At 40.9% G+C, this 25,421-nt stretch carries 23 protein-coding genes and 1 pseudogene; 16 read left to right on the top strand and 8 right to left on the bottom strand.

Going from position 1 to position 25,421, the window contains the following annotated elements:
* From ACYQ2C_RS15695 to ACYQ2C_RS15650, 10 genes are all read left to right on the top strand, one after another.
* The coding region (locus tag ACYQ2C_RS15695) for a transposase (RefSeq protein ID WP_460104046.1) at positions 1-156 on the top strand (156 nt) is incomplete at its 5' end.
* A gap of 330 nt (positions 157-486) precedes the next feature.
* Complete coding sequence (locus ACYQ2C_RS15690) at positions 487-762, top strand: hypothetical protein (protein ID WP_460104009.1); 276 nt, start codon at positions 487-489, stop codon at positions 760-762.
* Between the two features lie 156 nt (positions 763-918).
* The gene (locus ACYQ2C_RS15685; protein ID WP_460104010.1) at positions 919-2,172 is read left to right on the top strand and encodes a hypothetical protein; all 1,254 of its coding nucleotides are present in this window, start codon (positions 919-921) and stop codon (positions 2,170-2,172) included.
* A gap of 99 nt (positions 2,173-2,271) precedes the next feature.
* On the top strand, positions 2,272-3,102 hold the full coding sequence (locus ACYQ2C_RS15680) for a hypothetical protein (protein ID WP_460104012.1): 831 nt from the start codon (positions 2,272-2,274) through the stop codon (positions 3,100-3,102).
* Between the two features lie 86 nt (positions 3,103-3,188).
* Entirely contained in the window at positions 3,189-4,046 is an 858-nt protein-coding gene (locus ACYQ2C_RS15675; protein ID WP_460104013.1) for a tetratricopeptide repeat protein, read from the top strand.
* Positions 4,047-4,248: 202 nt separating this feature from the next.
* A complete protein-coding gene (locus ACYQ2C_RS15670; RefSeq protein ID WP_460104014.1) occupies positions 4,249-4,689 on the top strand; it encodes a hypothetical protein in 441 nt (146 codons plus the stop codon).
* Between the two features lie 235 nt (positions 4,690-4,924).
* A complete protein-coding gene (locus ACYQ2C_RS15665; RefSeq protein ID WP_460104015.1) occupies positions 4,925-5,206 on the top strand; it encodes a BrnT family toxin in 282 nt (93 codons plus the stop codon).
* A gap of 16 nt (positions 5,207-5,222) precedes the next feature.
* On the top strand, positions 5,223-5,411 hold the full coding sequence (locus ACYQ2C_RS15660) for a hypothetical protein (RefSeq protein WP_460104016.1): 189 nt from the start codon (positions 5,223-5,225) through the stop codon (positions 5,409-5,411).
* A gap of 450 nt (positions 5,412-5,861) precedes the next feature.
* The gene (locus ACYQ2C_RS15655; protein WP_460115713.1) at positions 5,862-6,245 is read left to right on the top strand and encodes a hypothetical protein; all 384 of its coding nucleotides are present in this window, start codon (positions 5,862-5,864) and stop codon (positions 6,243-6,245) included.
* A 237-nt stretch (positions 6,246-6,482) separates the two neighbouring features.
* Positions 6,483-6,977 carry a DUF5071 domain-containing protein gene (locus tag ACYQ2C_RS15650; protein WP_460104017.1) on the top strand — a complete coding sequence of 165 codons (495 nt, stop codon included), beginning with the start codon at positions 6,483-6,485 and terminating at the stop codon, positions 6,975-6,977.
* Positions 6,978-7,035: 58 nt separating this feature from the next.
* On the opposite strand, the gene ACYQ2C_RS15645 is transcribed toward ACYQ2C_RS15650, so the two are convergent.
* The gene (locus ACYQ2C_RS15645; protein ID WP_460104018.1) at positions 7,036-7,473 is read right to left on the bottom strand and encodes a DoxX family protein; all 438 of its coding nucleotides are present in this window, start codon (positions 7,471-7,473) and stop codon (positions 7,036-7,038) included.
* 337 nt (positions 7,474-7,810) lie between these two features.
* Between ACYQ2C_RS15645 and ACYQ2C_RS15640 the strand changes: the two genes are divergently transcribed.
* Positions 7,811-8,194: a PA4575 family protein gene (locus tag ACYQ2C_RS15640; protein WP_460104019.1), complete on the top strand. Its 384-nt coding sequence runs from the start codon at positions 7,811-7,813 to the stop codon at positions 8,192-8,194.
* A 29-nt stretch (positions 8,195-8,223) separates the two neighbouring features.
* Here the strand turns inward: ACYQ2C_RS15640 and ACYQ2C_RS15635 are convergent.
* Positions 8,224-8,595, bottom strand: a pseudogene (locus ACYQ2C_RS15635) (DUF1499 domain-containing protein); the annotation flags it as partial.
* A gap of 584 nt (positions 8,596-9,179) precedes the next feature.
* On the opposite strand from ACYQ2C_RS15635, the gene ACYQ2C_RS15630 reads away from it, so the two are divergent.
* Complete coding sequence (locus ACYQ2C_RS15630; RefSeq protein ID WP_460104021.1) at positions 9,180-9,608, top strand: EF-hand domain-containing protein; 429 nt, start codon at positions 9,180-9,182, stop codon at positions 9,606-9,608.
* 623 nt (positions 9,609-10,231) lie between these two features.
* On the opposite strand, the gene ACYQ2C_RS15625 is transcribed toward ACYQ2C_RS15630, so the two are convergent.
* The 3 genes from ACYQ2C_RS15625 to ACYQ2C_RS15615 all read right to left on the bottom strand — a co-directional run bounded on the left by ACYQ2C_RS15625 (position 10,232) and on the right by ACYQ2C_RS15615 (position 13,376).
* On the bottom strand, positions 10,232-10,798 hold the full coding sequence (locus tag ACYQ2C_RS15625) for a thymidylate synthase family protein (RefSeq protein ID WP_460104022.1): 567 nt from the start codon (positions 10,796-10,798) through the stop codon (positions 10,232-10,234).
* A gap of 77 nt (positions 10,799-10,875) precedes the next feature.
* Complete coding sequence (locus ACYQ2C_RS15620) at positions 10,876-12,321, bottom strand: NAD-dependent succinate-semialdehyde dehydrogenase (protein WP_460104023.1); 1,446 nt, start codon at positions 12,319-12,321, stop codon at positions 10,876-10,878.
* A gap of 233 nt (positions 12,322-12,554) precedes the next feature.
* On the bottom strand, positions 12,555-13,376 hold the full coding sequence (locus ACYQ2C_RS15615; protein ID WP_460047712.1) for a hypothetical protein: 822 nt from the start codon (positions 13,374-13,376) through the stop codon (positions 12,555-12,557).
* Positions 13,377-14,126: 750 nt separating this feature from the next.
* Between ACYQ2C_RS15615 and ACYQ2C_RS15610 the strand changes: the two genes are divergently transcribed.
* Positions 14,127-15,347, top strand: a complete 1,221-nt coding sequence (locus tag ACYQ2C_RS15610; RefSeq protein ID WP_460104025.1) for a NupC/NupG family nucleoside CNT transporter — start codon at positions 14,127-14,129, stop codon at positions 15,345-15,347.
* 467 nt (positions 15,348-15,814) lie between these two features.
* Here the strand turns inward: ACYQ2C_RS15610 and ACYQ2C_RS15605 are convergent, their stop codons facing one another.
* The gene (locus ACYQ2C_RS15605) at positions 15,815-16,546 is read right to left on the bottom strand and encodes a hypothetical protein (protein ID WP_460104027.1); all 732 of its coding nucleotides are present in this window, start codon (positions 16,544-16,546) and stop codon (positions 15,815-15,817) included.
* A 1,962-nt stretch (positions 16,547-18,508) separates the two neighbouring features.
* Here ACYQ2C_RS15605 and ACYQ2C_RS15600 point away from each other — a divergent pair.
* Together ACYQ2C_RS15600 and ACYQ2C_RS15595 are read left to right on the top strand one after the other, a co-directional pair.
* Positions 18,509-20,128 (top strand): vanadium-dependent haloperoxidase, encoded by a 1,620-nt coding sequence (locus ACYQ2C_RS15600; RefSeq protein ID WP_460104028.1) that lies wholly within the window; start codon positions 18,509-18,511, stop codon positions 20,126-20,128.
* Between the two features lie 323 nt (positions 20,129-20,451).
* Positions 20,452-20,952, top strand: a complete 501-nt coding sequence (locus ACYQ2C_RS15595; protein WP_460104029.1) for a hypothetical protein — start codon at positions 20,452-20,454, stop codon at positions 20,950-20,952.
* A 197-nt stretch (positions 20,953-21,149) separates the two neighbouring features.
* On the opposite strand, the gene ACYQ2C_RS15590 is transcribed toward ACYQ2C_RS15595, so the two are convergent.
* Together ACYQ2C_RS15590 and cdd are read right to left on the bottom strand one after the other, a co-directional pair.
* Positions 21,150-22,088, bottom strand: coding sequence for an isopenicillin N synthase family dioxygenase (locus ACYQ2C_RS15590; RefSeq protein WP_460104030.1), 939 nt, complete (start codon positions 22,086-22,088; stop codon positions 21,150-21,152).
* A gap of 116 nt (positions 22,089-22,204) precedes the next feature.
* Positions 22,205-22,585, bottom strand: coding sequence for a cytidine deaminase (gene cdd / locus ACYQ2C_RS15585; RefSeq protein ID WP_460104031.1), 381 nt, complete (start codon positions 22,583-22,585; stop codon positions 22,205-22,207).
* A 691-nt stretch (positions 22,586-23,276) separates the two neighbouring features.
* Here cdd and ACYQ2C_RS15580 point away from each other — a divergent pair.
* Positions 23,277-25,406: a TonB-dependent receptor gene (locus tag ACYQ2C_RS15580; RefSeq protein WP_460104032.1), complete on the top strand. Its 2,130-nt coding sequence runs from the start codon at positions 23,277-23,279 to the stop codon at positions 25,404-25,406.
* Positions 25,407-25,421: the final 15 nt, after the last annotated feature.

Genomic DNA, 25,421 nt, shown 5'->3' with positions numbered 1-25,421 from the left:
CGACCAAGAGTTGAACATTTATTTTCGATACTCAAATGTCAATTTGGTTATCAGAAAGTGCGTTATAAAAGTTTGAAAAAAAATGCAGATGCCATAATGACTAAGTGTGCATTGATAAATATCGTGGTCGCGAAACGCTATTTATTAGCGCTGTAATCGATACTGAGGAAAGAAATACCAAAGACATTTCTAAAAGGTTTTATTTTTATATGAGATTATTCATTGATAAACGGTATTCTCAAATAATAATCTAAATATTTTTAGGTTAATCAGAGGTTCCTATAAGTTTAGATAATAATCGAGACACAAATTCAAACAGCGCAAAACTTAAAAATGAATTTTACGCCAAACACTTCAAAACATTGACCGCACAAGACTTTCGAGATAGTTTTCAAAAAAATTACCTGAGATAACGTCGCTATGACAGTAAATTTGGGGAAAGACGTCGTTGAGACATCTATTACATTGTTATGTTGGTAAATAGATATGTGCCAAGACCAATTCGATAAAAATACATCAATCAATTTATCTCTTGGGCACTTAATTGTTCTGTGGAATTTGATCTCGGATAAACTATCTGGAACACCACAGAATGAAACGTTCAGCGAAGAAGAAAAGCGTGCGATCTGGGCTCTCGAAGATTTGTGTGAAAAGGAGCTACTTGCGCATGGATATGGAGCTAAGCCGTACGAGGAATGGGATTCTCTGATAGCAAAAGCCAAAGAATATTGCAAAGCGTTGCCAGCAGAGTTCCTAGAATAATGGTTAAGGTGCAGCAACATAACAAGCGCATCTTGGTCGGCCCACTTCGTGGCCTGGGACCTCCGTTTCGGCGCTTCGCGCCAACACTACGGCCCCAAATGCAGGCGTTAGGCCTTTGCCGAGCCTGAACTCAAGCTACATATTTAAGGAATGAAAGTGACAGAGAACTTACCCGCGATATTAGGGAAACCATCAAAAGATAACTTTCCCGCAACGGTTGATGCCGAAATTGGATATTTGTCACAAGCAAGAAAACTTTTGGATGCTGGGTTTCCTGATCATTCGCTCTTAGATATATGGAATGCGGCAGTCCATAATTTGCGTAGAAGAATGGAAGCTTATGGTATTGAGCTTTTTTCTTCGGCGGTAAAGGAAGAGGCAGGAAGAAAAAAGTATGACAAAGACGGAGAGACCCTTGGGGAAAGGTGGTCTGGTGTTGATGATCTTACTCTAATAAATGGCGCTACAAAGCTTGGAGTTTTAAATAAAAAAGCTGGGAAATCTCTAGAAATGATCAACTGGATGCGTAACCACGCATCTCCAGCTCACGGCAGTGACGATTCAGTAGAATATGAAGAGGTGTTTGGGCTAGCTCTTATGCTTCAGAAGAACCTTTTTGAAGCCGAAATGCCCGACCCAGGACATTCGCCATCAGGTCTGTTTGAGCCAATAAAAAGTGCTGAGCTATCTGAAGAAAATGAAGAAATATTAAGAGACCAAATAAAGGCCTTTAAACCTGGAGATATTCGTCTGACATTTGGATTTCTGCTAGACATGATCTGTAAAGGGGAAAGCCCTTCTCATGAAAATGCTAGCAAGCTATTCCCAGAAGCATGGGAAAGAGCCAACGAAGACTTAATGAAATCAGCGGGCCAGCGATATCATTCATACCTAGTCGACCCTGACTCTGATTCAAGTGGCGATAAGGGTGCGAAAATACGGGTTCTAGAAACCCTCGTGAAAGTCGAGGGCATTAAATATATTCCTGATGCAGCTAGAGCTAGCCTTTACAGACATGCTGTCAAGCAACTAGCTAAATCTAAAGATACTTCCTACGGTTGGGGTGATGAAGAAAAAGCTGCAAAAGCACTTGCTCAATTTGGTCCATATGTACCATCCATTGCATTTGAAGATGTTTACCAAGAAATTTTAGCGGTCTGGTGTGGCAATTACTGGGGCAGATCAACAGCTCATGTCTCACTGAAACCGTTTGTTGATTCGCTTAATAGTAATCAGCTCATGACTTTGGCGAGGATGTTTAAGGATAATGAGCGGGCAAATGGGGAGCTATTTCAAAGCAAACCCAGCGCGAAGGCGAAGGAGCTTTTAGATTACATTAAAAGCAAGCTTACGATTCAAGCCAGTATTGATGAAATCGACGAAATCAAAGACTTTATTGATGATATGTAAATGGCCTAACAAGTTGCTGCTCTCGGAAAAATTACTCGCTGCGCTCCTAATTTTCCGGTGAGCAAGGCGTTAGTACTATTGGCTGTATGTGAGTAATTCATGACTTATTGCGTATACACTGATAAAGAAACATTAGACCCTAGTCCTGAACATATACTCCCTTTATCACTGGGTGGGCATGATGATTTTGTAATTGATGTTGACCGAAAGTTTAACAATGACATTGGCTCAAGAGTTGATGGCAAGCTTGCAAATGATTTTATCGTTTTGTTTGAGAGGGATAGAGCGGGTGCTGTTGGTCACAGTAAAAAGCATCCAATTCCAACAGTGAAAAATGCCAAGTTGACGGATGGTACGCCTGTTCAGGTTAAGTTTGGTAAGCATGGTCTTTCACTATTTGATCTGCGAGAGAGAAAAAATATAGAGCGTACTGACTCGCGAGCTCATCAAGTTCAATGCAACAATATTAAAATAGATATTGATATAGACCTTATGTTTGTTGCTAAGGTGGCTTTGGCTGCTGGCTATTATGCCTATGGCGATAATTTCGTCAAAAATGTGAAAACTGATGAATTCAGAAAAATTATGAATTTAGACAAACAGAATTGGCCAACAGAATCTTTCGCGCGAGTTTATTCTCGATATCATGAGCCAGAAGAAGGCGATGATATGTTTCATATTCTGAAGATGATGACTGAAATTGGTAACTGTTCCGCTGTAATACTTGCACCGTCTAGTGAAACTTTTGGTGTCGCGGTATCCATTCTTGGTAAATTCTTAGGTTTCATAAGTGTCCCTTGTAAATCTAGTAATTTAGTAAATGAAGGGGACTATAAATATGGTCATTGCATCTATATTCAAAACGAACAGGTTAAAAGGTTCTCATTGGACTATATAAGGTTGAAGTTACTTAGCCAGCTTGAACAATAGTGCTAACAAAGCGCTGCTGCCGGACAATTTTTCCGCAGAGCGCGGCGTTAGGCAATAGCCAGCATCAATTGAAGAAAGGTAGAATAATGGCATTTTCAGACTTGATGGAACAAATTAAAACACACCCTACTATTGTTGCTATTTCTTTATTTGGGTGCCTAATTGTAGGAGCGCTAGGTAGCACTTTTTATCTGAAAGTAACGGAAGAACGATCCTCTTTAGTAAATGAGAGGATAGAGCGCCTAGAGTACGACTCTAAGAGCCAAAAGAAAGTGAATAAAATTGTACTTAATCAGATCGCCGCGCTAAGAACTGGTTACGAAAAACTTCCAATTTCTCTAGGCCGTATTAAAGATGAGTTATCTTGGTTTTCAGAAATTGATTCTCTAGATTCAGTAAGAAAAAAAAAATTTTTAAATCTAGTCAAGGTTCTAGATAACGATATGAAAGCTGTAAATATCGCTCTGGAAAAATCTGAAGCAATACTTTCTACATTTGACGAATTTTTGCAAGCTTCGCTTGCAGAATCACAACAGAACTATTCTCAAGCTTACAGATTATATTTATCAGCGGCCAATACTGGAAATACAGAAGCGGCATATCGTCTGGCGACACTATATGCTAGAGGGGCTGGTGTTGATAAGGATTATGTCAGTGCTGAACATTGGTACCAAAGAGCAGCATTGGAAGGTAGCACCGAAGCTCGAAGCGAACTAGCTCAATTATGGGTTAGTGGAGAAGGCATAACGCGAGAACCTGAAAAAGCTTTGGCCCTGTACTATCTAATTCAGCAAGATGCGCCGATCTCCTTCCAATTTAATAGTGAAAACTTAGAAAAAACTATGACAAAAGAACAGTTGCTCAAATCCCTAAAATACCTTCAAGAATTTGATGTCGAACTGGAAGAGTTACCTGACCTAAAGTTTAAAGCGCAACAAAAATAGTTAATGTTCATTAAACACTTCCTCTCGGGTTTTATATCGTAAACATTTTCGTGGTCTCTGGTTAAGTTGCATAACAATGTAATTACATTGGTGTTATGTCACCAATTCCATGCTTCGGTTTTAGGGTAAATTATCGAATTAATCCGTTATTTTTTTCGATTAAACCAGTTGCAAATACGAGCGTTAAAAGGAGTAAAATTTTTTGGGTCATCACATCGAAGCAATGATCACAAAAGGCGAAATCAATAGTGAGATCGCCAAATCTTTTGGCCTTCCTTTTTTCTATCACAATGGTTTTACAATTGTGGCTTTATTTGCCAGTCATATAGATTTTTGGGGTGACAAACTAGGAATTGAACATGATTCTGTGGGAGAAATTATCTGCGATTGTTCGGTTTCACATTACTTTGCCAAAAATCTAGAATTAAATAAGTACGCAATAATAATGACTGAGTATTTTGGAGGAATCGGTGAACAGTATGCCTCTGTATACAGTGAAGGTGAAACGATTATGCCGGAAACGAAAGATGGGATAAATGAAGCACTGAGAAAAATTGGCGTAGTCCGAGCAAATAATAAAGATGAGTTTGATACGATTTGTTTGGGTAACTATAGGTCGTTCGATGAGTACTTCGGCGATTGAGAATAATCCTCTACCCAGCCAATCAACTTAACGCCTTCAGCCTCGGACTCAGCAAAGCTGAACTAGTTATTAAATCGTTGGTTTTTCCGAGAAACTATGCAAGACATATTAAATTGGGCACGACCTTTAATCAGCGATCTTGTTGGTGGTTTAGTCGTTTATTTTACTATCAGATACAGATTGACCACTACACTGGCAGCGTTAGCTGACAATCGAAAATGCAAGGAATGCTTAAATGTATGATTTTGAATGGGATGAAAATAAAAACAACATAAATCGTGCCAAACATAAAATTGACTTTATGGACGCAATACAGGTCTTTTTTGATGATCGGCGAATTGGTAAACTTGATCTTAGGCACGATTATGGTGAAAGCCGATATCAGGTAATCGGAATGTCAAGTGAGAGGGTGCTTTTCGTGGTTTATACTGAGAGGACCCAGAATACTATTAGGGTTATATCAGCACGAAAAGCAAATAAGAATGAGCGTGCAGCTTATGAACGCGGAACATTCTAGAATTAGGAGATTATTCATGATTATTAAGAAAATTACCGCTGAACAAGCAAAGAAGTTAAAAGGAAAAACCAATTGGCAAGAGGTTGACGAAATAACTGATGAAGAAATAACAAAAGCGGCAAAGGATGATCCTGATTCTGCGTTTCCAACAAAAGAAGAGCTAGACGAATTTAAACCAGTTAAAAACAAAAAGGACGAGAAATAGTTATGACTATTAAGAAAATTAGCGGTGCGAGCGCACGGGGACGTAGGGGCTCGACTGACTGGAAGAAGGTTAAGTCTATGACTGATGATGAAATTAAAAAGTCTGCAATGATAGACCCTGACGCGAAGGAATTAAGAAATGATGAGTTAGCAAGATTCCGAAGAAATACTCGTTAAATCCCACCTAAAATCAACTGACAAAAGCTTAAGCGAAACCTGAAAAGAAAACCGCTTAACTTAGCCTTAGAATTAAACGCTAAATCTTAAAAAATCACCAAAAACATATATTCAACTAAGAAACACCAATTACTAAAAGCGCCTTTGCAACTTTATCTATTAAAATAATAAGAAAATCCCTATGACATCTAGATCGGATATTACCGTCGTCTCCCAAGCAATTGGTCGAAAATATGGCGTTACCGAGTAAATTTTTTATGAAGGTACGATAAATATGCGCCTACTAAATTCATTACTAATCATAATAGTATCTATTGCTGTTGTTATATCGTATGCGACATTCATTAGCTTTTCGGAACACAGAGAATATTCGGATATTAGTTTAGATTATTTCCTACTGACACCAACAGAGCTATCGAAGTTGTCAAAGGAGTGTGAAGAGAGCCCTGCTTTTGTTTATAGCTCAGCAGATGGGCCCAAGCCGACTATCGTCACCTTAAACTGCACTATCCCCGTTAATAAGTTGGAAGAACAAATGCTCTCTGCTGGCTTCAGTTATGTGAACGGGTTTTATCAAAAAGAAAATGTACAGATACAGGTCACAAACGATGCAAAAGATAATGCCGTGATTTCAGTGGCATATATTGGAAATAATTAGCCTGACCTCAAGTTTAAATACCCGCTTCAAGTTTGCACCAAATCGCACTACAAGTTGCTTGAGTGTACTTTGAGGCGTCACCAGAGTTGACCGAGAGATAGAAATCAAAAGCCAGAAAAGGCATTAAAAAGTCCTCAATTTAACATTTTGACCATTACATCTTTTGTACTTAACAGAACAAAACCCTCTATTCCAAAAATAAAAATCACAACAGCTTTAACCCGAAGAGCATCGCAAATGAATATAAAAATATTAGATAAAAGTGACCAAAAATCTGTGAATGAGATCATAGAAATTGGCTACCCGAAGAACATTGAATATATTGATGAGCTGCTATCTTGGACGTGTGATCCCAACTGGCCTATCGCAGGCTCAATTTACAGGTATTTTAGAGAACTCGGAAAAAAAGAGGTCCTAAGCGTTCTTAAAGTGGCTGAAGCGGCCGATTTTGACTGGAGGTATAGTCTTATAACTCAAGTTATTTCTTCGTATGATAATGAAACACTGAATGAGTGTGTGAGTAGTTTGAAAAAATGGGCAACCCAAACAGGGTCGGAAGAATGCGACTTTGAGTCAATTCGAATTTTAACCGATAATGAGTTAATACCCGCTTCCGAGATATCTACGATCGCTAAAAGGAATTTATTTATCTATAACGTATGGATCAAAGAGACATTAGAGGCTTCAGGTAAAGCCATTTACTCATTTCCATTGGGTGAACATAAATTATAAAAACACCCAGTCTTAAAGACCGGGTCATTACAAGTATTTTATCTATTCTGCTTTTTTATTACTGCTTTCCGCGCATTCGAATTATTACGTAATCTAACGAAAATTTATCACTCCCTACCGGGGCGAGTAAAACAATAAAAATTAAAATTAAGCGCGTAAATGTGTGGCCGTCGATATCAAATAACGGTTGTTGCAATGCGTGGCCGTAGGTTGTAACGACTAATAATAATCCTGCGGCGATTAATGCGTATCTTGCCTGCAACCCAACTACAATCAAGGCACCTACTATTAACTCAAAATAAGGGATGCTGTAGCCTAGAAGATTGAGTAGCCATGTCGGTATCCAATGATCGGTAAAACCTTGCACAAAAAACTGCTCGGCGTGTTTTGCGGCGGTTAACGTAAAGACTTTCCAAATCCCTGCCATTAAAAATAATAAACCAACAACAGTTCTGGCAATAAAATTAACGTAAGGCCAATTGGGGTGCACGCTCATAGAATATCTACCGAATGAATTAGTATTTCCTTGAGAAACGAATCAACGTGTATTAAACACAAGATTAAACGCTCAAATCTGAAGAATTTTGGTGAGCAATGCTCAACTATAAACAAAAACTATTAAACCTTTTAATATAGCCAATTAAAATAGCGCTATATAATCTTTAAATTCACGCCAAAAAGCTTTAGTTTGAATAAACATTGCCGAAGTTATTAAAACGAGTTTGCATTAATAGTTTGTGCTCACGAATAACCCAAATCCATCCAAAGAATGAATAAACAGATGGTGTTGCGTAACACGCTAATGACAATTCATGCAGGGCTGAGGATAGAATATGCGACTGAATTTTTCAGACATCAACGTCAACGAATCCCACACATTGGCAACTACGGCACTGTCTTCAAACCATTTACAACGCGTAGAAATTCATATTAAAGATAATCTCGATAAAACATTCACGTTGATTGCTTTATCAGGCCCTAACAACCAGCTTCCTACAAAAACCTTGCGGCAAGGGCCTTTTTACGCAATGAGTCACGCTCGATCGGCACGAACGGCAATCAATAACGAGCTACTCAGATCAGGTTTTAAATTAACGGATGACGCCTCTATTTGGGAAATAAAAGCGCAAAGCGAAGTGAACAGAATTCGAGAAATTAAAGAAAAAAATAAAATGAATTATAAATTTGATCCCAAAGATGTGTACTTTGATTATTAAACCAGTACACATCAATGGTTTGTGTTCAATTATTTAATATTTTCTAAAAATTGGGAACGATTCTTTTCAAGTGTCATTAATCGAGACTTAAATTCTGCGATACGTTTTTTATTCTCGCCTAAATCGCTATAACCCACCCGCGATGCTGAACGAACATGCAACACTTTATTCTGTTCGTCCCAACGTAATTCAAAATCATCGACAAATTTAAAAAACTTAGTCGAGAATTGAGCGGCACAATAGTAATCACGAATCTCCGTAACTTCTCCGCCCATGATCTCAATAACATCTCTAACCAAAGGCCACGGATTTTCAGCGAGCGATCCAGTCAGTGCTATCGCACGCACAGAATGTTTGTTGTCTTCATGAAGTTCGCTAGAAATACAATTAGGCGCATTAGGGCATGGCGTTAAAACGTCGTTTAAAAGACCTGGAGCACTATTTTTTTAGAATCGTTCGCCAAATGTGCCAGCTTCAGCACAAAGAAGATAAATAGAACCGTTGCGACTAAAAATAGTGCGGTAGAAAGCTTGTGTGTCATTTATTATTTTCCTTTTACGAGCACAGCTTATTTGCACGTTTAACATCTATACAAGTTGTCATTCTATCAAGATGTATAAAATTCGTTAAGTCTTAAATAGAAAACGAACACTCGTTCTAATTAAATTATCACCTCTGTCAACCAAATAAGCCATCAAGCGTTATAGACAATACAGTCAAGTGGCTGCGGATTTCTTATGCGCTATTTAAACATAGCGTTGTAAACCTGTATTTACCAAGCACAAGTTTATTAAACACAGGTTTACAACGTTAATCACAGGCCTACAGCAGAGATGTTACCGTTAATTTTTCTTGCGATTCAATTACTTATCGTTTTTGAATTAAGGCGTAGGCTCAATTTTATTCGTAATTGACGTTTATTTAGTGCCATAAAACACATTAACGAACACTGATACTTAAGTGAGCACACAGGAGAGTTTGATAAATGCCATCAATTAAGACAGGTTTAACGGTTTCCTTAATTTTATACGCTGCTGCGTTTAATTCTGCCCACGCATTTGGCGATGGTTCTAGAATCTTTCGCAGTTTTGATGAAAACAGCAACGGCTACATCGAGGCAGAAGAAATAGCCAACTTTAGGCTTCAACAGTTCACGAAAGCAGATAAAAACCAAGACGGTGTATTAACAGAAGACGAATTTGAAAAATTGGGTTCTCGATTCAAAAATCGATCACCCGATTCGCTTATCTTCTCAACCGTAGACACCAATCAAGACTTGGCGGTAAGTGAAAACGAATTATTAGAAGCTAAATCAATGATTGACTTAGGTGACACCGACTCAGATAACGCTTTAAGCCTTGAAGAGTTTCAAGCCGTTATCAAAAATCTGAAAGAAAAGCGTAAAGCGAAATAATGGCGAGTTAACGATTAACTGTTTACTGGTTTTACCAGAATTAACAATAAGAACGGATACCTTGGCATTGCTAGGAACTATAGGAACCACTGATTAACTCATTCCTGATTTAATCAGTGGACAGAAATTGAAAATGTCATTTCCAATTTCTTCACAATTTCAATCACTTACCGTTCTTGAAATTGGCGGCACATCCTTGTGTGGCTGGAAACTCTAGGTTAATCAGAGTTTCCTATAAATAATCAGAGCTCCTAGTCATTCTTAAACCAACACTGATCGATAAAATAAAAAGACGGTCAGAGTAAAGCAACAGCAAGGATAGTTAAAAGTTAATTTTTTAATATTTACGCACAGGCCTCCCATTTAACACTTTAGTTCAGCTAATTCGTAGTAAAAATTTAAATCTTATCATTATTAAATATTTTAGATTTTTAAGGGAAATGGCAGATGAAGAGATTCAAAGAAATGCAGTATTTTGACGCGCATAAGATACCGCATCTAGAGGATGCTTTGAATTACCTATCACTTAACCCAAAGCTTTTATAAACAGAATGCAAATAAAAGGCGAAAAGATCAGAGCTAAAACACTCAGAAATTTCTGAGCGTTTATGAATATTACAGAATTAGTCTCGATTCGAAACCAGTTGAGTGGCTAAATAAAACAAATTACCCAAATCTGGTTTAGACGGTAATTCTTCGGCAATTTGCGACATTACACTGCCAATAAAATGGATATTTTTTGGAAATATCAGTGCTGCCTGCGCTCTAAAAAACACGGTACCGATTAATTTATTGTCATCGGTTAGCGCAAAATGCAGTTCACGCATACATTTGGCTTGATCATCACTTTCGTGGTTATGGTCGGGATAGTTGCTGATGGTAATCACGGCTCTTTTGGATTTTGGAAAACGCGTAAGACAATCCACCACATTTGCGATTTTCTTTTGCATTCCATCGCGATAATCACCCTGACCACCACCGCGTAGATTACTAAAATATTGTTTTTGGTCTTCGGTAATTTCTTTTTCTAGGTTCCAAGCGCTGTAAGCTTCTAAAACCGGTTTAGAAAATAATTCTGTCTCGACCAAATAATCAGACATGTCGAGCAATTGGGTGTAATTGCGCACCGAGTTCTCTTCGGTTGCTAACGTCATGTTTTGCCAAGCTTGTTGGCAGCTAATTGCGTTCATTATTTTTCCAATAAAAGATTTGGCGAGTTGATTTAAAGGCTGTTGATTTAAAGGCTGTTGATTTAAAGACCGTTAATTTAAAGACCTAGGCAAATGGCTTTGGTATCGATGAATTCTTCCAAACTGTGAATTCCCTGCTCTTTGCCAATACCAGACTGCTTAATGCCGCCGAAGGGAATATCTTGAGAGAACAGTGCAGTAGAATTAGCGCCAATAGCGCCGGCGTCTATGGATTCTGAAAGTCGCGTTAAGCGACCATAATCTTGGCTAAATACGTAAGCAGCTAATCCGGCTTGAGTATCGTTTGCCAATTGAATCACTTCGTCTTCGCTATCAAAGGTATACACACAAACAACGGGGCCGAATATCTCTTGCTGATAGGCGTTCATATCGGCGGTCATATCCACCAATAGCGCGGGATTGATAAATTTATTATCAATGATGTCGCCGCCGGTTATTACTCGGGCGCCCTTTTGGGTGGCATCCGTTATTAAATGATTGATACGTGTTACAGACACTTCATTAATTAACGGCCCAAGTTGGGTTGATTCATCAAAAGGATCGCCAACGGTTAGCTGGGTAATTTTAGCGTGCAGTTTTTCGATAAACGCCGCGTAAACATTTTTCTGTACAAAAAAGCGATTGGCGCCCACACAAATCTGGCCACCATTATAGAAGCGAGCGTTCATGGCCGCATTCGTAGCACGTTCTAAATCGGCATCGTCAAAAACAATAAAAGGCGCGTTACCGCCAAGCTCGAATGCAACGCGCTTGAGGGTAGAAGCACATTGTTCATACAAACGTTTACCGGTGGCGATAGATCCGGTGAAAGAAATCATGCGCACCGCATCGCTTTTACACAACACCTCGCCCACAGCTTGCGGTGACTTACACGGTAAAACATTGAGTACATTTGCTGGCAATCCGGCCACGGTTGCTAAACGAGCTAACGCAAGGGCAATTAAAGGCGTCTCGTCGGAAGGCTTAACCACACAGGTGTTACCGGCAGCTATGGCAGCACCGGCTTTTACAATCATGGCGGCGGCAGGAAAATTCCAAGGCGTAATGCAAGCGACCACCCCCAAAGGTTGCTTAATGGTGTGAGCGCGCAGGTCATTGCTGTGGCTGGGCAAAATTTCGCCCGTCATTCTTAAAGCACTTTCTGCATACCAATTGAGCATTGAAGCGCTGTGCTGAATTTCGCCCAGCGCTTCGGTAACAACCTTTCCAGACTCTAGCGTAAGTATTTTGGCAAGATCATATTGATGCTCCAGTATCACGCTGGCCCAACGACGCAAAATCTCGGCTCGTTCACGAACAAAGCAGGTTTTCCAACTCGCGAAGGCTTGGCTCGATAACTCCACGGCACGAACTGCGTCATCACCGCTGGCATCGGCCACGTGCTGCACAATTGATTTTGCGTATGGATCAAGCACAGCGAAAACATCACTGCGATTTTCGGCTTGGTTATTAATCCATAAGCCTGTGACTAAAACATCTGAGTTGTCTAACTCAATTCTCATCCAAATAACTTCTTATTAGGTAATTTGTTAAGGAAACTCTGATTAACCTAGAGTTTCCCGCGACACAAGGATGTGTCGCCAATTTCAAGAACGGTAAGTGATTGAAATTCTGAAGAAATTGGAAATCACATTTTCAATTTCTGTCCTCTGATTAAATCATGGATGAGTTAATCAGAGGTTCCTTAACTAAGTTGTTCGCTAAGGTTTACGCAGAAAATAGCAATTAACCACAATTAAAAATAATGGCCGTATTCGTCTTTTAGCGCTGGCCATTCGGTTTTCATAAACTGCATCATGCGTTCATGACAATCTACATTAGGACTTACCCAACCTTCAGCAATGGAGGTATAACCTTCACCCAAATAGTAGCTTTCGTCGGCTGCGAAATGCATAGGCAGGTGATCGAAGCTGCGAATGCCAATGGTTGTACGGGGATTTTCTAAACGTGGCACCCGGTGGCGCAGATTAACGTTATCAAAAATAACAATGTCGCCCGCATTCAAAGAAGGTTTGTGAACGACACCTGTCGCGTTATCAACGATCTCAATGCCCTTGCCGTCGTTTTCGTTAGCAATAACCAACACGGCAACGTAACGCGGCAGAATGCCTTCTAGTAAACGGAACTCAATACCGTCGCCCGCGCGCTGGGTTTTCAGGTATTCACCATCAAAGTGCTCACCAACCGGTTTGCTGCCACTGAAATAATTTTGATAGTTGAGCATACAACGAGCCGCCGGAGAGACTTTTGATCCGGTGATCTCGGCCAACAGGCGATTGTGATCTTTTAAGAATTTATCAATTGCGTTGAAACCTGTGTGGTCCACGCGAGGTAAATCACTTTCACCTTCGGATAACATCAATGCGTGAGAAACGCGAGTCTCGGTAGAGTCAGACGGGTATACACTGTGAAGCGCTAGATTTTCAGGGGTATAGGCTGCTTTGATCAGTTGTTCTGAATCATTTTTTAACGCTTCTAGTTCTTCTGCGTTGTAAAAAGCTTCCAATCGTACGAAACCCTGCTCTTTCATACTCTGGAATAGTTGTGAAACCTGCATAAACACTCACCTTTGAATTAGGAATCGGCAATCAAATCGGCTATTGTTAACCGGTTAACAGGCTAAGTTTAGAGAAAGACAGTGCCGCAATAAAGCGCTTCCTGTGCAATCTGCCGACAAAATTACTACTTTCATGATTCGCCTCAACCAGAATCGCCCTATTGTCGAATCTTAAAGACGATCGAAAGAGCGTTCTTTATCCAAATCCACACTCAACGCAATCGATTTTGAATGTATTTAAATGGCTCGACGGATTCTGTGATTGAAAAAGAATATCAAGATATTAGGTAAATCGTTGAAGAAAGCGTAAAAATGTTCGTTAAAACTTACGCTGAGATAGCGTTATTTGAGCTCAATTTGAGTGATTATCCAACATATTGCGAGACGTTAGGGAGTTGTAATTCACTGTACGTTGAAAATATCGGTTAAAAAGCATCTTCTAAAGTTGCATTTACTGATGATTATGTTGAAATCTAATCCACTTAGTCAGTCAGGTTTTATATTCTGTACTGATCGCGTGAATCATCCAATCCGTTGAACTCACTTAAGCAGACAAACTCGGAAACATCGACTCATGTTTATTCAGTCTTAACAAGCAGCCTGCTCTGTTAAGACCGGCCATAAACCGAGTGTTAAGACGTTTCTAACACCGTGTTGATTATGTCTTTCCCAGATTAATCAAAGAGCAATAAGCAGGTGCGGCATTTTTTTGATCGCACAAGAAATAGAAACACACAACGAGATTTGATTTTGACAACCCTTACCAGCCTCCTCGGAATTGCCCTACTCCTCATTTTTGGATTTCTAATTTCAAAAACAAAATCGGCCATCAATTGGCGTACCGTTGGAATTGCCTTCGCGTTGCAGTTCAGCATTGGCGCATTCGCTTTGTATTTACCCATTGGCCAAACCGTACTCAATGCGATTTCTTCCGGTATTTCCCAGGTACTCAGCTACGGCACCGACGGTATTCAATTCTTGTTTGGTGATCTTGGCAAAATGAAGCTCGGCTTTATTTTTGCGTTTAACGTGTTACCCGTGATTATCTTTTTCTCCGCGTTAATCTCGCTGCTTTATTACATTGGCATCATGGGTTGGGTTGTAAAAATATTGGGTGGCGGCCTGCAAAAACTGTTGGGCACCAGTAAAGCCGAATCCATGTCGGCGACGGCCAATATCTTTGTCAGCCAAACCGAAGCCCCAGTGGTTATTCGCCCTTATATTCCAAGCATGACTCAATCAGAAATATTCGCCGTTATGGTTGGCGGTATGGCAACGGTTGCAGGTTCGGTATTAGCCGGTTATGTGGGTCTTGGCGTGGAATTAAAATATCTGCTGGCGGCGAGCTTTATGGCGGCGCCGGGCGGATTTTTGATGGCCAAACTGTTGGTGCCAGAGACTGAAAAAGTCACCGAGCACGAAAAAATCATCGCCAATAACCGCCATGAATATGTGAACGTTTTTGACGCCGCCGCCGGTGGTGCCAGTAATGGTTTAATGCTCGCCGTAAATATTGGCGCGATGTTGCTGGCATTTATTGCTTTGATTGCATTATTAAACGGAATGCTGGGTGGAATTGGCGGCTGGTTTGGTGTTGAAGATTTAACCTTGCAAAGAATTTTAGGTTATCTGTTCCAACCTGTTGCATTTGTGCTGGGCATTCCTTGGTCAGAAACACATTTAGCTGGCGCGCTTATTGGTCAAAAGCTTGTGCTTAATGAGTTTGTTGCCTACGTTGAGTTCTCTGAAATCAAAGATCAGATGAGCCCTTACACTCAAGCTATTGTGACTTTTGCATTGTGTGGATTTGCCAACTTCTCATCCATTGCCATTCAGTTGGGTGGCTTAGGTGTTATGGCGCCAAACAGACGTGGTGATATCGCAAAGCTTGGCTTACGTGCGGTGCTTGCGGCGTTTATGGCAAATCTTATGAACGCAGCAATCGCAGGCTTCTTTATTTCCCTTGCCTAGATTTTATTTGACTCTTAATTTTACCAATAATGAATCTTACCGGTTGCACTTTCAGCCACTGATTAATTTAGTTGCTGTCTGTGGATCTGAATAACAGCCTCTGGAACACAAATAATGGAAACTCTGATTAACTTGGAGTTTCCAACAACTCGAACAAGCATCTCAGACTTCAAAGATGATCAGTGATTGTTGTTATGGCGAAAGTTGTTATGGCGAAAGTTGTTATGGCGAAAGTTGTTATGGCGAAAGTTGTTATGGCGAAAGTTGTCATAGCGACATTAGACATCGCGTTTTTTGAGTTCTGATTTCGGTCATCAGATAAAATCACAGAGGCGTTAATCTGACGCTTCAGTTTTCCCCAACATGCTTCGGTTTTTTCCCCAACATAGAGATATCGCCATACAGATATCGTCGATCTTACCAACTCAACTTCGCTAAGGCCTATTTAAAGAAGCGTAACATGTGCGCTAGAAAACCACGGGCTCACGTGTGGGCTTATACAACAACCACGCATTTCTCCATTTAATAATTTTACCCGAAGGCATGGTTACGTCTTCAACAACATTGTCCCAAGGCGCCTGACAGGGAACTACATTATCGTTTCGATTAGTTCGCCAAAATTGAACGCGATTTTGGACTTGTGGATTGCCGCGATTTCGGTAAATCCAGCGCAACTCCGAATGCGTAATCGTTCGTTCCTTGTCGACACCTCGACGCGCTTTGCCCCGAGGTAAATCTTGGGCCAAGATATTTTGCTGATCATCTTGGTAACAATGTGTTTTCGTGACCACAGCACCCATGTCGATTCCATCGAGAATGAAATGAATGTGACCGCGTCCGTTACGGATCGTCCACTCCATTCCAAATTTGGATTTAGCACGCCAAGCGTCATTCGCCTTAACAGAGCTGGCGATCTGCGCAAAGGCTTCTTCATCGTTATCAAAGCTGCGAATGTGGTTCATGTAACGTGCGTACCGAGGGTGCCGCTCGTTCTCCCGCAAAAAATTCTTCCAATCTCTGCGCACGGTCTTACTTTGCTGCCCCATCATACCTTTACGATACTGATCAACCGTAGCAGGTACCTGCGCCTCAGCGATCTGTACACCAAGGCGAATAACCAATCGATTACGCATAGGCGACAAACCATACAATAAATCGCCGGCGGTAAAATCAAAATTAAACGGAGCTTGTAATGGCATAGTTTAAAACCCCTGATCACGATGTGTGAAATGCCGTTTACAAAAATAGGTTTCAGCAAATTCTGTAAGCCAAACACTACAAAAACGGCGCTATTAATGGTTTGCAAAAATCTTGATGTTCAGATGCGTTTATTCGCGACACAACTTTTAGAAATTCGGCGTTGATATTCTTAAAATCCAATATAAACAAAAAACCTCTGCACTTTGATTTGTGCGACGCTCATACATGTTCTGCCCACTGATTACATCAAAGATGAGTGAATCAGTGGTTCCCATGGTTTTCTTAATTTTTCTAAAGTAGATAAATCAAAAATAAAGCTCGTCTTCCTACGCTTACCAATATGAAATTTAAAACCCATAAGCTTCTATTAACGAAAACTCTAGATTAATCAGAGGTCTCCTACTCTTAATTGATAGAGAATAGACAAACGAAAGCTCACGTCTATTACAACGAATTACAGCGAGAGTAAGCGCGCCTTAAAAGCTCTTAAATAGAAAATTGATCTGAAAATCGGAAGTGAAAACCTAAAGGCAACGCCTTTTGAGAAAATAAACGACACACTAAAACGAACGGTCAAACAATAACAAAGGTGAACCAACAAAAATCTATTCACCAAAGACTGCTCTTTGTTAAAAAAAGAATCCCACACAAAAGACAGTCGTACCAACGCGACTGAGACAATCCTAAATACAACATAAGGGTTTTAATCTGTTAGATACCTCAAATGTGCAGAGCTTAGCGGAGCTATTACTCTTTAAAGGAAACACCGATTAAATCAGCTGTACGTATATATGGAGGGTTTTATCGAAAGACACGAATCAGATTTGAGATTACAGAAAATAGTTTTCGGAAAGCCTACTATTCCACTGCTGCCATAAAAATCCACTACTCTCATATAAATCCGCAGCGCCCATAAAAATCTGCAACGCTAATCGAATCAGAGTCTACTCTTATTATAAAAACTAGATTCTCTTATTACTTTTTTTTCAATAAATACGCCGTTAACGTCGTTGGTTACCAATGTATGGAATATTAAAAGCGTTATAGGAAACTCTGATTACCCTAGAGTTTCTCGCGACACAAGGATGTGTCGCCAATTTCAAGAACGGTAAGTGATTGAAATTGTGAAGAAATTGGAAATCACATTTTCAATTTCTGTCCTCTGATTAAATCATGGATGAGTTAATCAGAGGCTCCTTCAGAGGCTCCTATAGGTATTAAAAATACCGTAACTCAAAACTCCAGATAATTACTTTGTTTTTTACAATTCAATAATTCTAACTGTTATTTTTTATTTGTGAGATAAAAACACTATCACACTGATAGCTTTTTAAAAGAAATAGCAAAAAAAATGTCCGCCGCATTTTATTTTTTATTGGCGCATGAACTTTTTTTGCCATTTAAATCTCGAAAAAGAGCATGTGTTATTGTTTTTTTTGCTCGTCAAAACAAAAAATGTTAATCAGTTCTGATTTCCTAAATGTAAAGTTTTATTGATTATAATTTACTAAAGACGAACAAAGTCGAATCGTTCAAAATGTAAAATAATTAATAAACCTCGTGTTTTCCGGCAAAAACTCTATAAAAATATGATCGGACGCGGCCGAATTAAATTCACATTTATTTGCATTCGTAATTTATTTTTAACCTTCTCAAAATAAATTCCATACATATTTTTTATCTATTAAAAAAATAAATATTTTTGAAATTTTAATCAGTCTAGTTTTATTTATTTCCCATGGTAGGATTCTCCCCGTTGCGTTAACCGACTTAAACACGCAACACTATTTTATTAATTGCCTTTAATTAATTTTAATTAATTAACGATTTTTAAAATAAGCTACTGATTTAGCATTTCTGACTAGGCTAATAAAACCTCACCAAGTTACGCGAGATTTAAAGTAACGGTGTTGTAAATCTACTTAATCATCTATCTAAATAAGGGAAGAATTATGATGAAGATGAAAAAACTATCAGCGATTTTAATCGCATCGTCTTTGGGTATGGCCGCTAGCTCTGTATTCGCAGAAGAGTCTGCTACCGGCAGTCAATCAAAATCTCAATCTGTTGGTTACATCGGTAAACTAAGTAAGTCTACCATCCAAGCTGGTAACCTATGGCGCTTGCAAGCAGTTGGTTATGACGATTTCTACTCTTCTGTCGATAACCTATCTGAGCGCGTTAAATTCTGGCACAACGTTGCACTAGACACCGTAGCTCTTGACCACACTCCGCCTTCTCAAGACGAACCAGCTCCTGCTAACCAAGGTGGCCCAACTCGCACCAGCCGCGCATTAGCCATGGTACAAGTTGCTGTTTTTGATGCATTAAACGCAATTGAAGACGAATACAACCCATACGCTGCAACTGATCTAGTTGCTCCTGCAAACGCATCTCCTCATGCAGCAGTTGCTTTCGCAGCATTCCGTACTCTTAAGCGTTTGTACCCAGCTCAAGAAGTGCGTTTAAAAGAAATTCGCGACGAAGAAATTACTCGTATTAAATCATTCACCGACCAAGCTAGCTATAAAGCAGGTAAAGACGTAGGTATTGCTGCATTTAAAGCAATGCGCGACCTTCGTGCTGGTGACCGTTCTGGCCGTGCAGAAGCAGACTTCGGTGAAGGCGGACGTGTAGCCGGTGGCGCAAACGTTACTTATTTCGGTACTAAAGTAAACGGCGGCACTCGTAACATCGGTGAATGGCAACCAGATCCAAACACTCCTCCAACTGCGGGTGAATTTAACCTTGCTCTAGGTGCTTACTGGGGTAACGTTAAGCCATTCTTCATGGCAGCTGGCGATCAATTCCGTATTGCTCCACCTCCAGCACTAGACGGTGAAGAATACGCAGAAGCTTATGCAGGCGTTGCAGCTATTGGTGGTGCTCCTACCAATACTAATACCGTTAGCACTGGTAACGACGAAACTCGTTTCATTGGTAACTACTGGGGTTACGATGGCGTACCTTTAATCGGTGTACCACCACGTATTTACAACCAAATCGCAATCCAAATCGCTAAAGCAGAAGGTCTTACTGATCCTCTAGAACTTGCACGTACTCTTGCAATGGTTAACATCGGTATGGCTGATGTTGGTATTGCTGCATGGGATAGTAAATTCTTCTACAACTTGTGGCGTCCAGTTACTGGTATTCGCAGTGAAGACTTGAACCCAGGCACAGTTAAAGACATTACTTGGGACCCAGTTGGTGTTTCTGTAATTAACACTGAAGAGCCTGTTCGTCCTACTCCTCCATTCCCAGCTTACCCAAGTGGTCACGCTGCATTCGGTGGTGTAACCTTCGAAATTCTTCGTGATTTGTTAGGCGATGACACTCCATTTACTTTCGTTTCTGACGAATACAACGGTTTAGGTTTCGACCCATTCCACCCAGACGTTCCACGTCCATTCGTACCAGTTCGTTTTGAGCGTCTAACCGATGCCCAAGAACAAAATGGTATCAGCCGTGTATACAACGGTGTTCACTGGAGCTTTGACGATATCGCTGGTCAAGGTCAAGGTACCGCTATTGGTCGTTACTTGTTGAACGATATCGATGCATTTAAACCAAAATGGTAATTTCGGTTTAATAGCGTTAAAAACTTAAGTTTAGTTAGCATCCCTTACAACACAGGATGTGTTGCTAACATAAACTCCTAAAAGTTGTTGAATGTGTATTGAGCTGGCAAAGATGCACGTTCAACAGCTGGCGCTCTGATTAATTAAAGGAATAATTTTTTAGAACGCCTTTTTACATTTAGTGATTCCTCTTAATTTTGCATCAAGTTGCAAAGACATTGCTCTACAGAAATATCAGAGTTATTTATAAACGAGCTATTTATAAACTCGTTATTCATACACATAGGTACACAGGGAATACCAGAACACAAAGGTTTTGAACTATGAAATATTTACGACTCTTTATTTTAGCCTTAGTAGCATCTACCTTTATCGGCAATACAGTTTCTGCCGAAGAACTGCAAAGCACAGTCGCTAAAAAAGAAATTGTTGAACTATTACCAGAAGATTTTAAACCCGCGTTTACCCGCGAAACGGTTATTAAATTAAACGCTATCGTAAAACGCTCTTTTGATGCTATTAACGATTACGACGACAGTATTCGAGAAGTGCGAGCAGTTGTTGCCGACGCCATGAAGCCGGATGCAACCAACGATGCCAAACAAATTGCGATGAAAAAGATTTCTCACATTAACGATCTAATGCAAGCGTCTAAGTCAGCATTAATGGATATGAAAGCTGCTGAAGTGGAATTGCGAAACAGCGGTGAAGAATACAATAGCGCCATTTTGGCCGGTATGATTGATTTCGTAGAAGACGTCGCCAGAGAAATTTCTGCTCAAGAGAAAAATTTACCGTCTTTTTCAGAACAAGCAAATAGCTAAGACATTGCCTATCACGCGCACCACTACCCAAATTACGATGTAAAAAAGTAGTATCGTAGCTTATAAAAAAGCCCTTAAGGAAATAACTTAAGGGCTTTTTAGTATTCAAGAATCATTAAATCTCAAAGGGTTTAATGACAAACTCTAAGAGCCTCTGATTAACTCATACATGATTTAATCAGAGTTTCTTATGTTCACTAGAAACCATTTTCACGCAAGCGCTGCTGCAAAAAATCACCCGCAGAAATAGGCGCAAACTGCTTACCTTCGCCTTGGAATTGATCCAAGCATTCCAACATTACGCTGTTTCTTGGATGAACAAAAAACGGTATAGAATAACGCGGCTTACTCATATCACTTGGGTTAACTACGCGGTGGATCGTTGCCGGTAATTGATTATTGGTGAGGCGAGCCATCATATCGCCGGTATCGATAACCAAGTCACCTTCTTGATTTTCTACTGCCAGCCATTCGCCATTGCGATCCAATAATTCTAAACCGGAATCGGTAGCACCAATCAGCAAGGTCATTAAATTAATATCGCCATGGGCTGCCGCACGAATACTGCTGCCAACGTTTAAGCCATCGAGCGCGGGATAATGAATCAAACGCTGAATGGAATTGCCATCGGTAATCATGTCTACAAAGAAATTGTCGTCCAAGTTCATGGCTTGCGCCAAGGCAACAAACAAGGTTTTTGCCACATCTTCTAACGAATGATATAACTCCGAGAAGAACGGCTTAAATTCGGGAATCTCCTCTGGCCAAACATTTTTTGGATATTCATTAATATACGGGCTTGTGTCATCAAGCTCAGGGCCAACATGCCAGTATTCTTTTAAATCGGGGAAATCGTTACCTGCCGCTTTTTCTTTTCCGAAACTGATATAACCACGCTGGCCAGAACCGGTCTCGTAATTCGATTTGCTCTGCAACGGTAAATTAAATAACGACTGCGTAAGAGAGTACGCTTTATTAAAGGTATCTTGCGAAATACCGTGATCGCTGATAACCACAAATCCATACTCAGAAAGCGCCTGATACAAAGCCGTGGCGAACGCGGTTTTCTCAGCGGGGCCGGTTGCTTGACTGTATTGCGCAAGGCTGAGTTTTGGGACCTGACGAAGTTCTGACATACTAAAAACCTTACTGTAAATGTAAAAATACACCGGAAAAGTTAACTCACTCGGTACATCGACCAGTATCGAGCTACTGCGGTAAAACCCCTGTTTAAATTAGAGGTTTTAAACGCTTAGAGTGTGAATGAACCCGGCAATAATTTATCGATTGTTGTGTCAGTCACTTGATCAGAATCACAAATTGAAATGATTCGCGCATTTTCAGAGAATTCTTTTATAAACTGACGGCAAGCGCCACAGGGCGGAGTTGGTGTTGGTGTTGGCGTGTAAATAACCAAAGTATGGATCGTACGCGAACCTTTGGTTACCGCCGAGCAAATAGCGTTACGCTCTGCGCAAATGGTTAATCCGTAAGAAACGTTTTCGACGTTTACACCAGTAAACAGATCGCCATTTTCATCGTAATACGCGGCCGCTACTGGAAAGTTACTGTAGGGCGAATAGGTTTTAGCAGCAACATCTTTGGCTGCTTGTTTTAATTGTTCTATGTTCATTATTAACCTTAATCTGAACCGCCAAATTTATTGAGGCGTGAGTCGTGGGCTTTATCTAGCCATTCATGGTTTATTGAATAGCCGTAAGCACCAAATCATTACCTTGAGAATATTACACCGAGCCTACGGCGATACGAAAGCTCTAAGACATCACCACCTGTTCTCAAAACGGCACCCTGAAAACCACACACATCAAACGGTAAAATTCTTCTACCACGGCACTAAATGTGAGGTGTGTATCGGATCATTCGTTGTCTGGTTGAGCATAATACATCCATTCAAGATCAACCTTTACTCTTAATCAAGCAAATACAATTGTTAAGTGAACGTGATGATCTGAGCGCTCGAACTCGCTCTACGAACCGAACACATAAGACGTTAAAGCGAGCCGAGTTATTCAAAACTATTTCGGGAAGCTTTGACTAACTCATTCACATATTCATTAACAGTTTCTTTTCACCATTATCCAACTTTAAAAGCTGACCAAACACCCGAGAAGCGAGCAGTTTTTTGAGTGATATACGAACTTTAAACAGACTCTACTGCTGATTTAAACAGCTGAGGTTTAACGAATTTATTCGTCGTCTAGACAACATTGAACCACTTTGATGACTGTGCGCGAGCTGATACTCACAGGCGACAAAAAAACCACATAAGCAGTTTTGATTTTTAATAATTTTAGGGGGTTTAAATGCGCAAAAAATTATGCGTAATGATAGGAATAATTACCACGGCGCTGGCGAGCAACACCGCTTTCGCACAATCTAACGAAAAAGTACTCGAAGAAATTACCGTTACCGCCACCAAGCGTGAGCAAAGTATTTACGAAGTGCCTATCGCGATCTCTGCTTTTGATGGCGATAAGCTCGCCGAGCAAGGTATTTTAGATATCGTCGATATTGGTAAATTTGTTCCCAACCTCAACATTACTCAGTTCTCCGCCGGTCACAACTCCTCTTCCAACCCATTCATTCGCGGCATCGGCTTACAAGATCACTTAATCACCACCGATCCCGGTGTAAGCGTTTATGTCGATGGTGTTTATCTGGGTCGCCAAGTAGGACAAAACTGGAACCTTACCAACATCGAACGCATTGAAGTGTTGCGCGGCCCGCAGGGCACACTGTACGGACGTAACTCCATTGGTGGCGCCATTAACATCATCACTAAAGATCCAGGTTCCGATCCCGGCGCGACGGCCTCGGTTGAAGCAGGTACTCGCGACCGTTTAAACGGTGATTTTTACGCAGATTTAAATTTATCAGACACGGTGGCCTTCAGTATTACCGGCGGATTTAAACGTCGCGGTGGTATTGGTGAGTTCACCAACCTGCCCAACGCTCGCTACGATGTCGGTGAAAACGAAGAAACCTTCTCACGAGTTGCGCTCAAATACGAACCCTCCGATTCGTTTCGCTTAGTGATTGCCGCAGACGCCAACGACGGTGAAGGCGGTTTACGTCCCTACGACACGCTCATCGATGAAATTCCTACGGGCGCGCTTTACCAAGCCGGTTTCAGAAATTCAGACCAAGCACCCGACCCTTTCGATAACGCAACAACGCAAGCCGATCAAACCGTGGTAACCAACGAAGCCAGCGGCATTTCGTTAACGGTTGATTGGGACTGGAGCGAGACCTTATCTTCGCGCGTTATTGCCAGCCAGCGTGAGTCTGAATATTCCGCGGGTTTAGACGACGACAGTCTTGCCGAAAACTTTTTGGCTTTCCCTGAGCGCGGCGATGCCGACCAAATCTCTATCGAGTTCCAATTAAACGGTGATTTTGGGAATTGGGATTTTGTCTCTGGTCTTTATTACTTCGAAGAAGAAGGATCTAACACCCAAACCAACACCTTCTTTAACGGCTCTGGCCCGGGATTTTTCTTTATCGGCCAAGAAGTGGAAAGTACCGCCATATTCGCCAACGTAGGCTTTGATATTACCGAACAATTCCGCGTTGCCGTAGGCTTGCGCTACACTGAAGACGACAAAGAAGCCGAAACCGATGTTGGCATTGGTTTATTTACCGGTGACGCTGACTTTGACGAAGTTAGCTGGGATATCTCTGCAACCTACACCTTCGAAAACGGCAACAGCATTTACGGTGCCATTCAAAACGGTTATCAATCGGGTCAGTTCCCCGCCCGCCCATTCTGTTTATTCGGCGACGCCAACTGCTTCTTCGCCAGTGACAACATTACCGCAATCAACTACGAAATCGGTATCAAAGGTCAGCTTCTTCCCGGTGTGTTAATGAGCGCTGCGGTGTTCTACACCGAATACGAAGACTTGCCTTATCAAGTAAGCACCACCACCGGCCAAGGTTTTGCAACAACTAATTTAATTGTTGAACAAACCTCGGTAGGTTTTGAGTGGGAAACCACAATTAGCCTAACCGACGCGTTTTCAATTCAGGCAAGTCTCGGTTTAATTGACGTAGACGTAGATGAGCAAAACGGTGTTAAACCCGAAGCACCATTAACACCCGATGTCACCTTCTCCATTGGGCCTGAATACAACTGGACTCTTGGCAATGGCGGCTTAATTTCCGCACGTGTTGACTACTCTTACCGCGATGAAATGTTTGGTGAACCTACCGACGACCCAGGTCGATTTACCAGAATTGATAGCCGCGAATTGATCAACGCCAATATTGCGTATCATTCGCCCGATGATAAGTGGAGCTTATCGCTGTACGGACGCAACATTACCGACGAACGCTACGACAACGCTCGCTTAAATACCGGTGATTATGTATTGCGAATTTTAAGTAACGACCCTAGCGAATTTGGTTTGCGCTTTGCGACTCGTTTTGAATAATTCGAAATCTAAATC

The sequence above is a fragment of the Sessilibacter sp. MAH3 genome, from assembly GCF_054658275.1.
The sequence above is the reverse complement of the archived record's forward strand: the minus strand, read 5'-3'. Positions and strand labels throughout refer to the sequence as shown.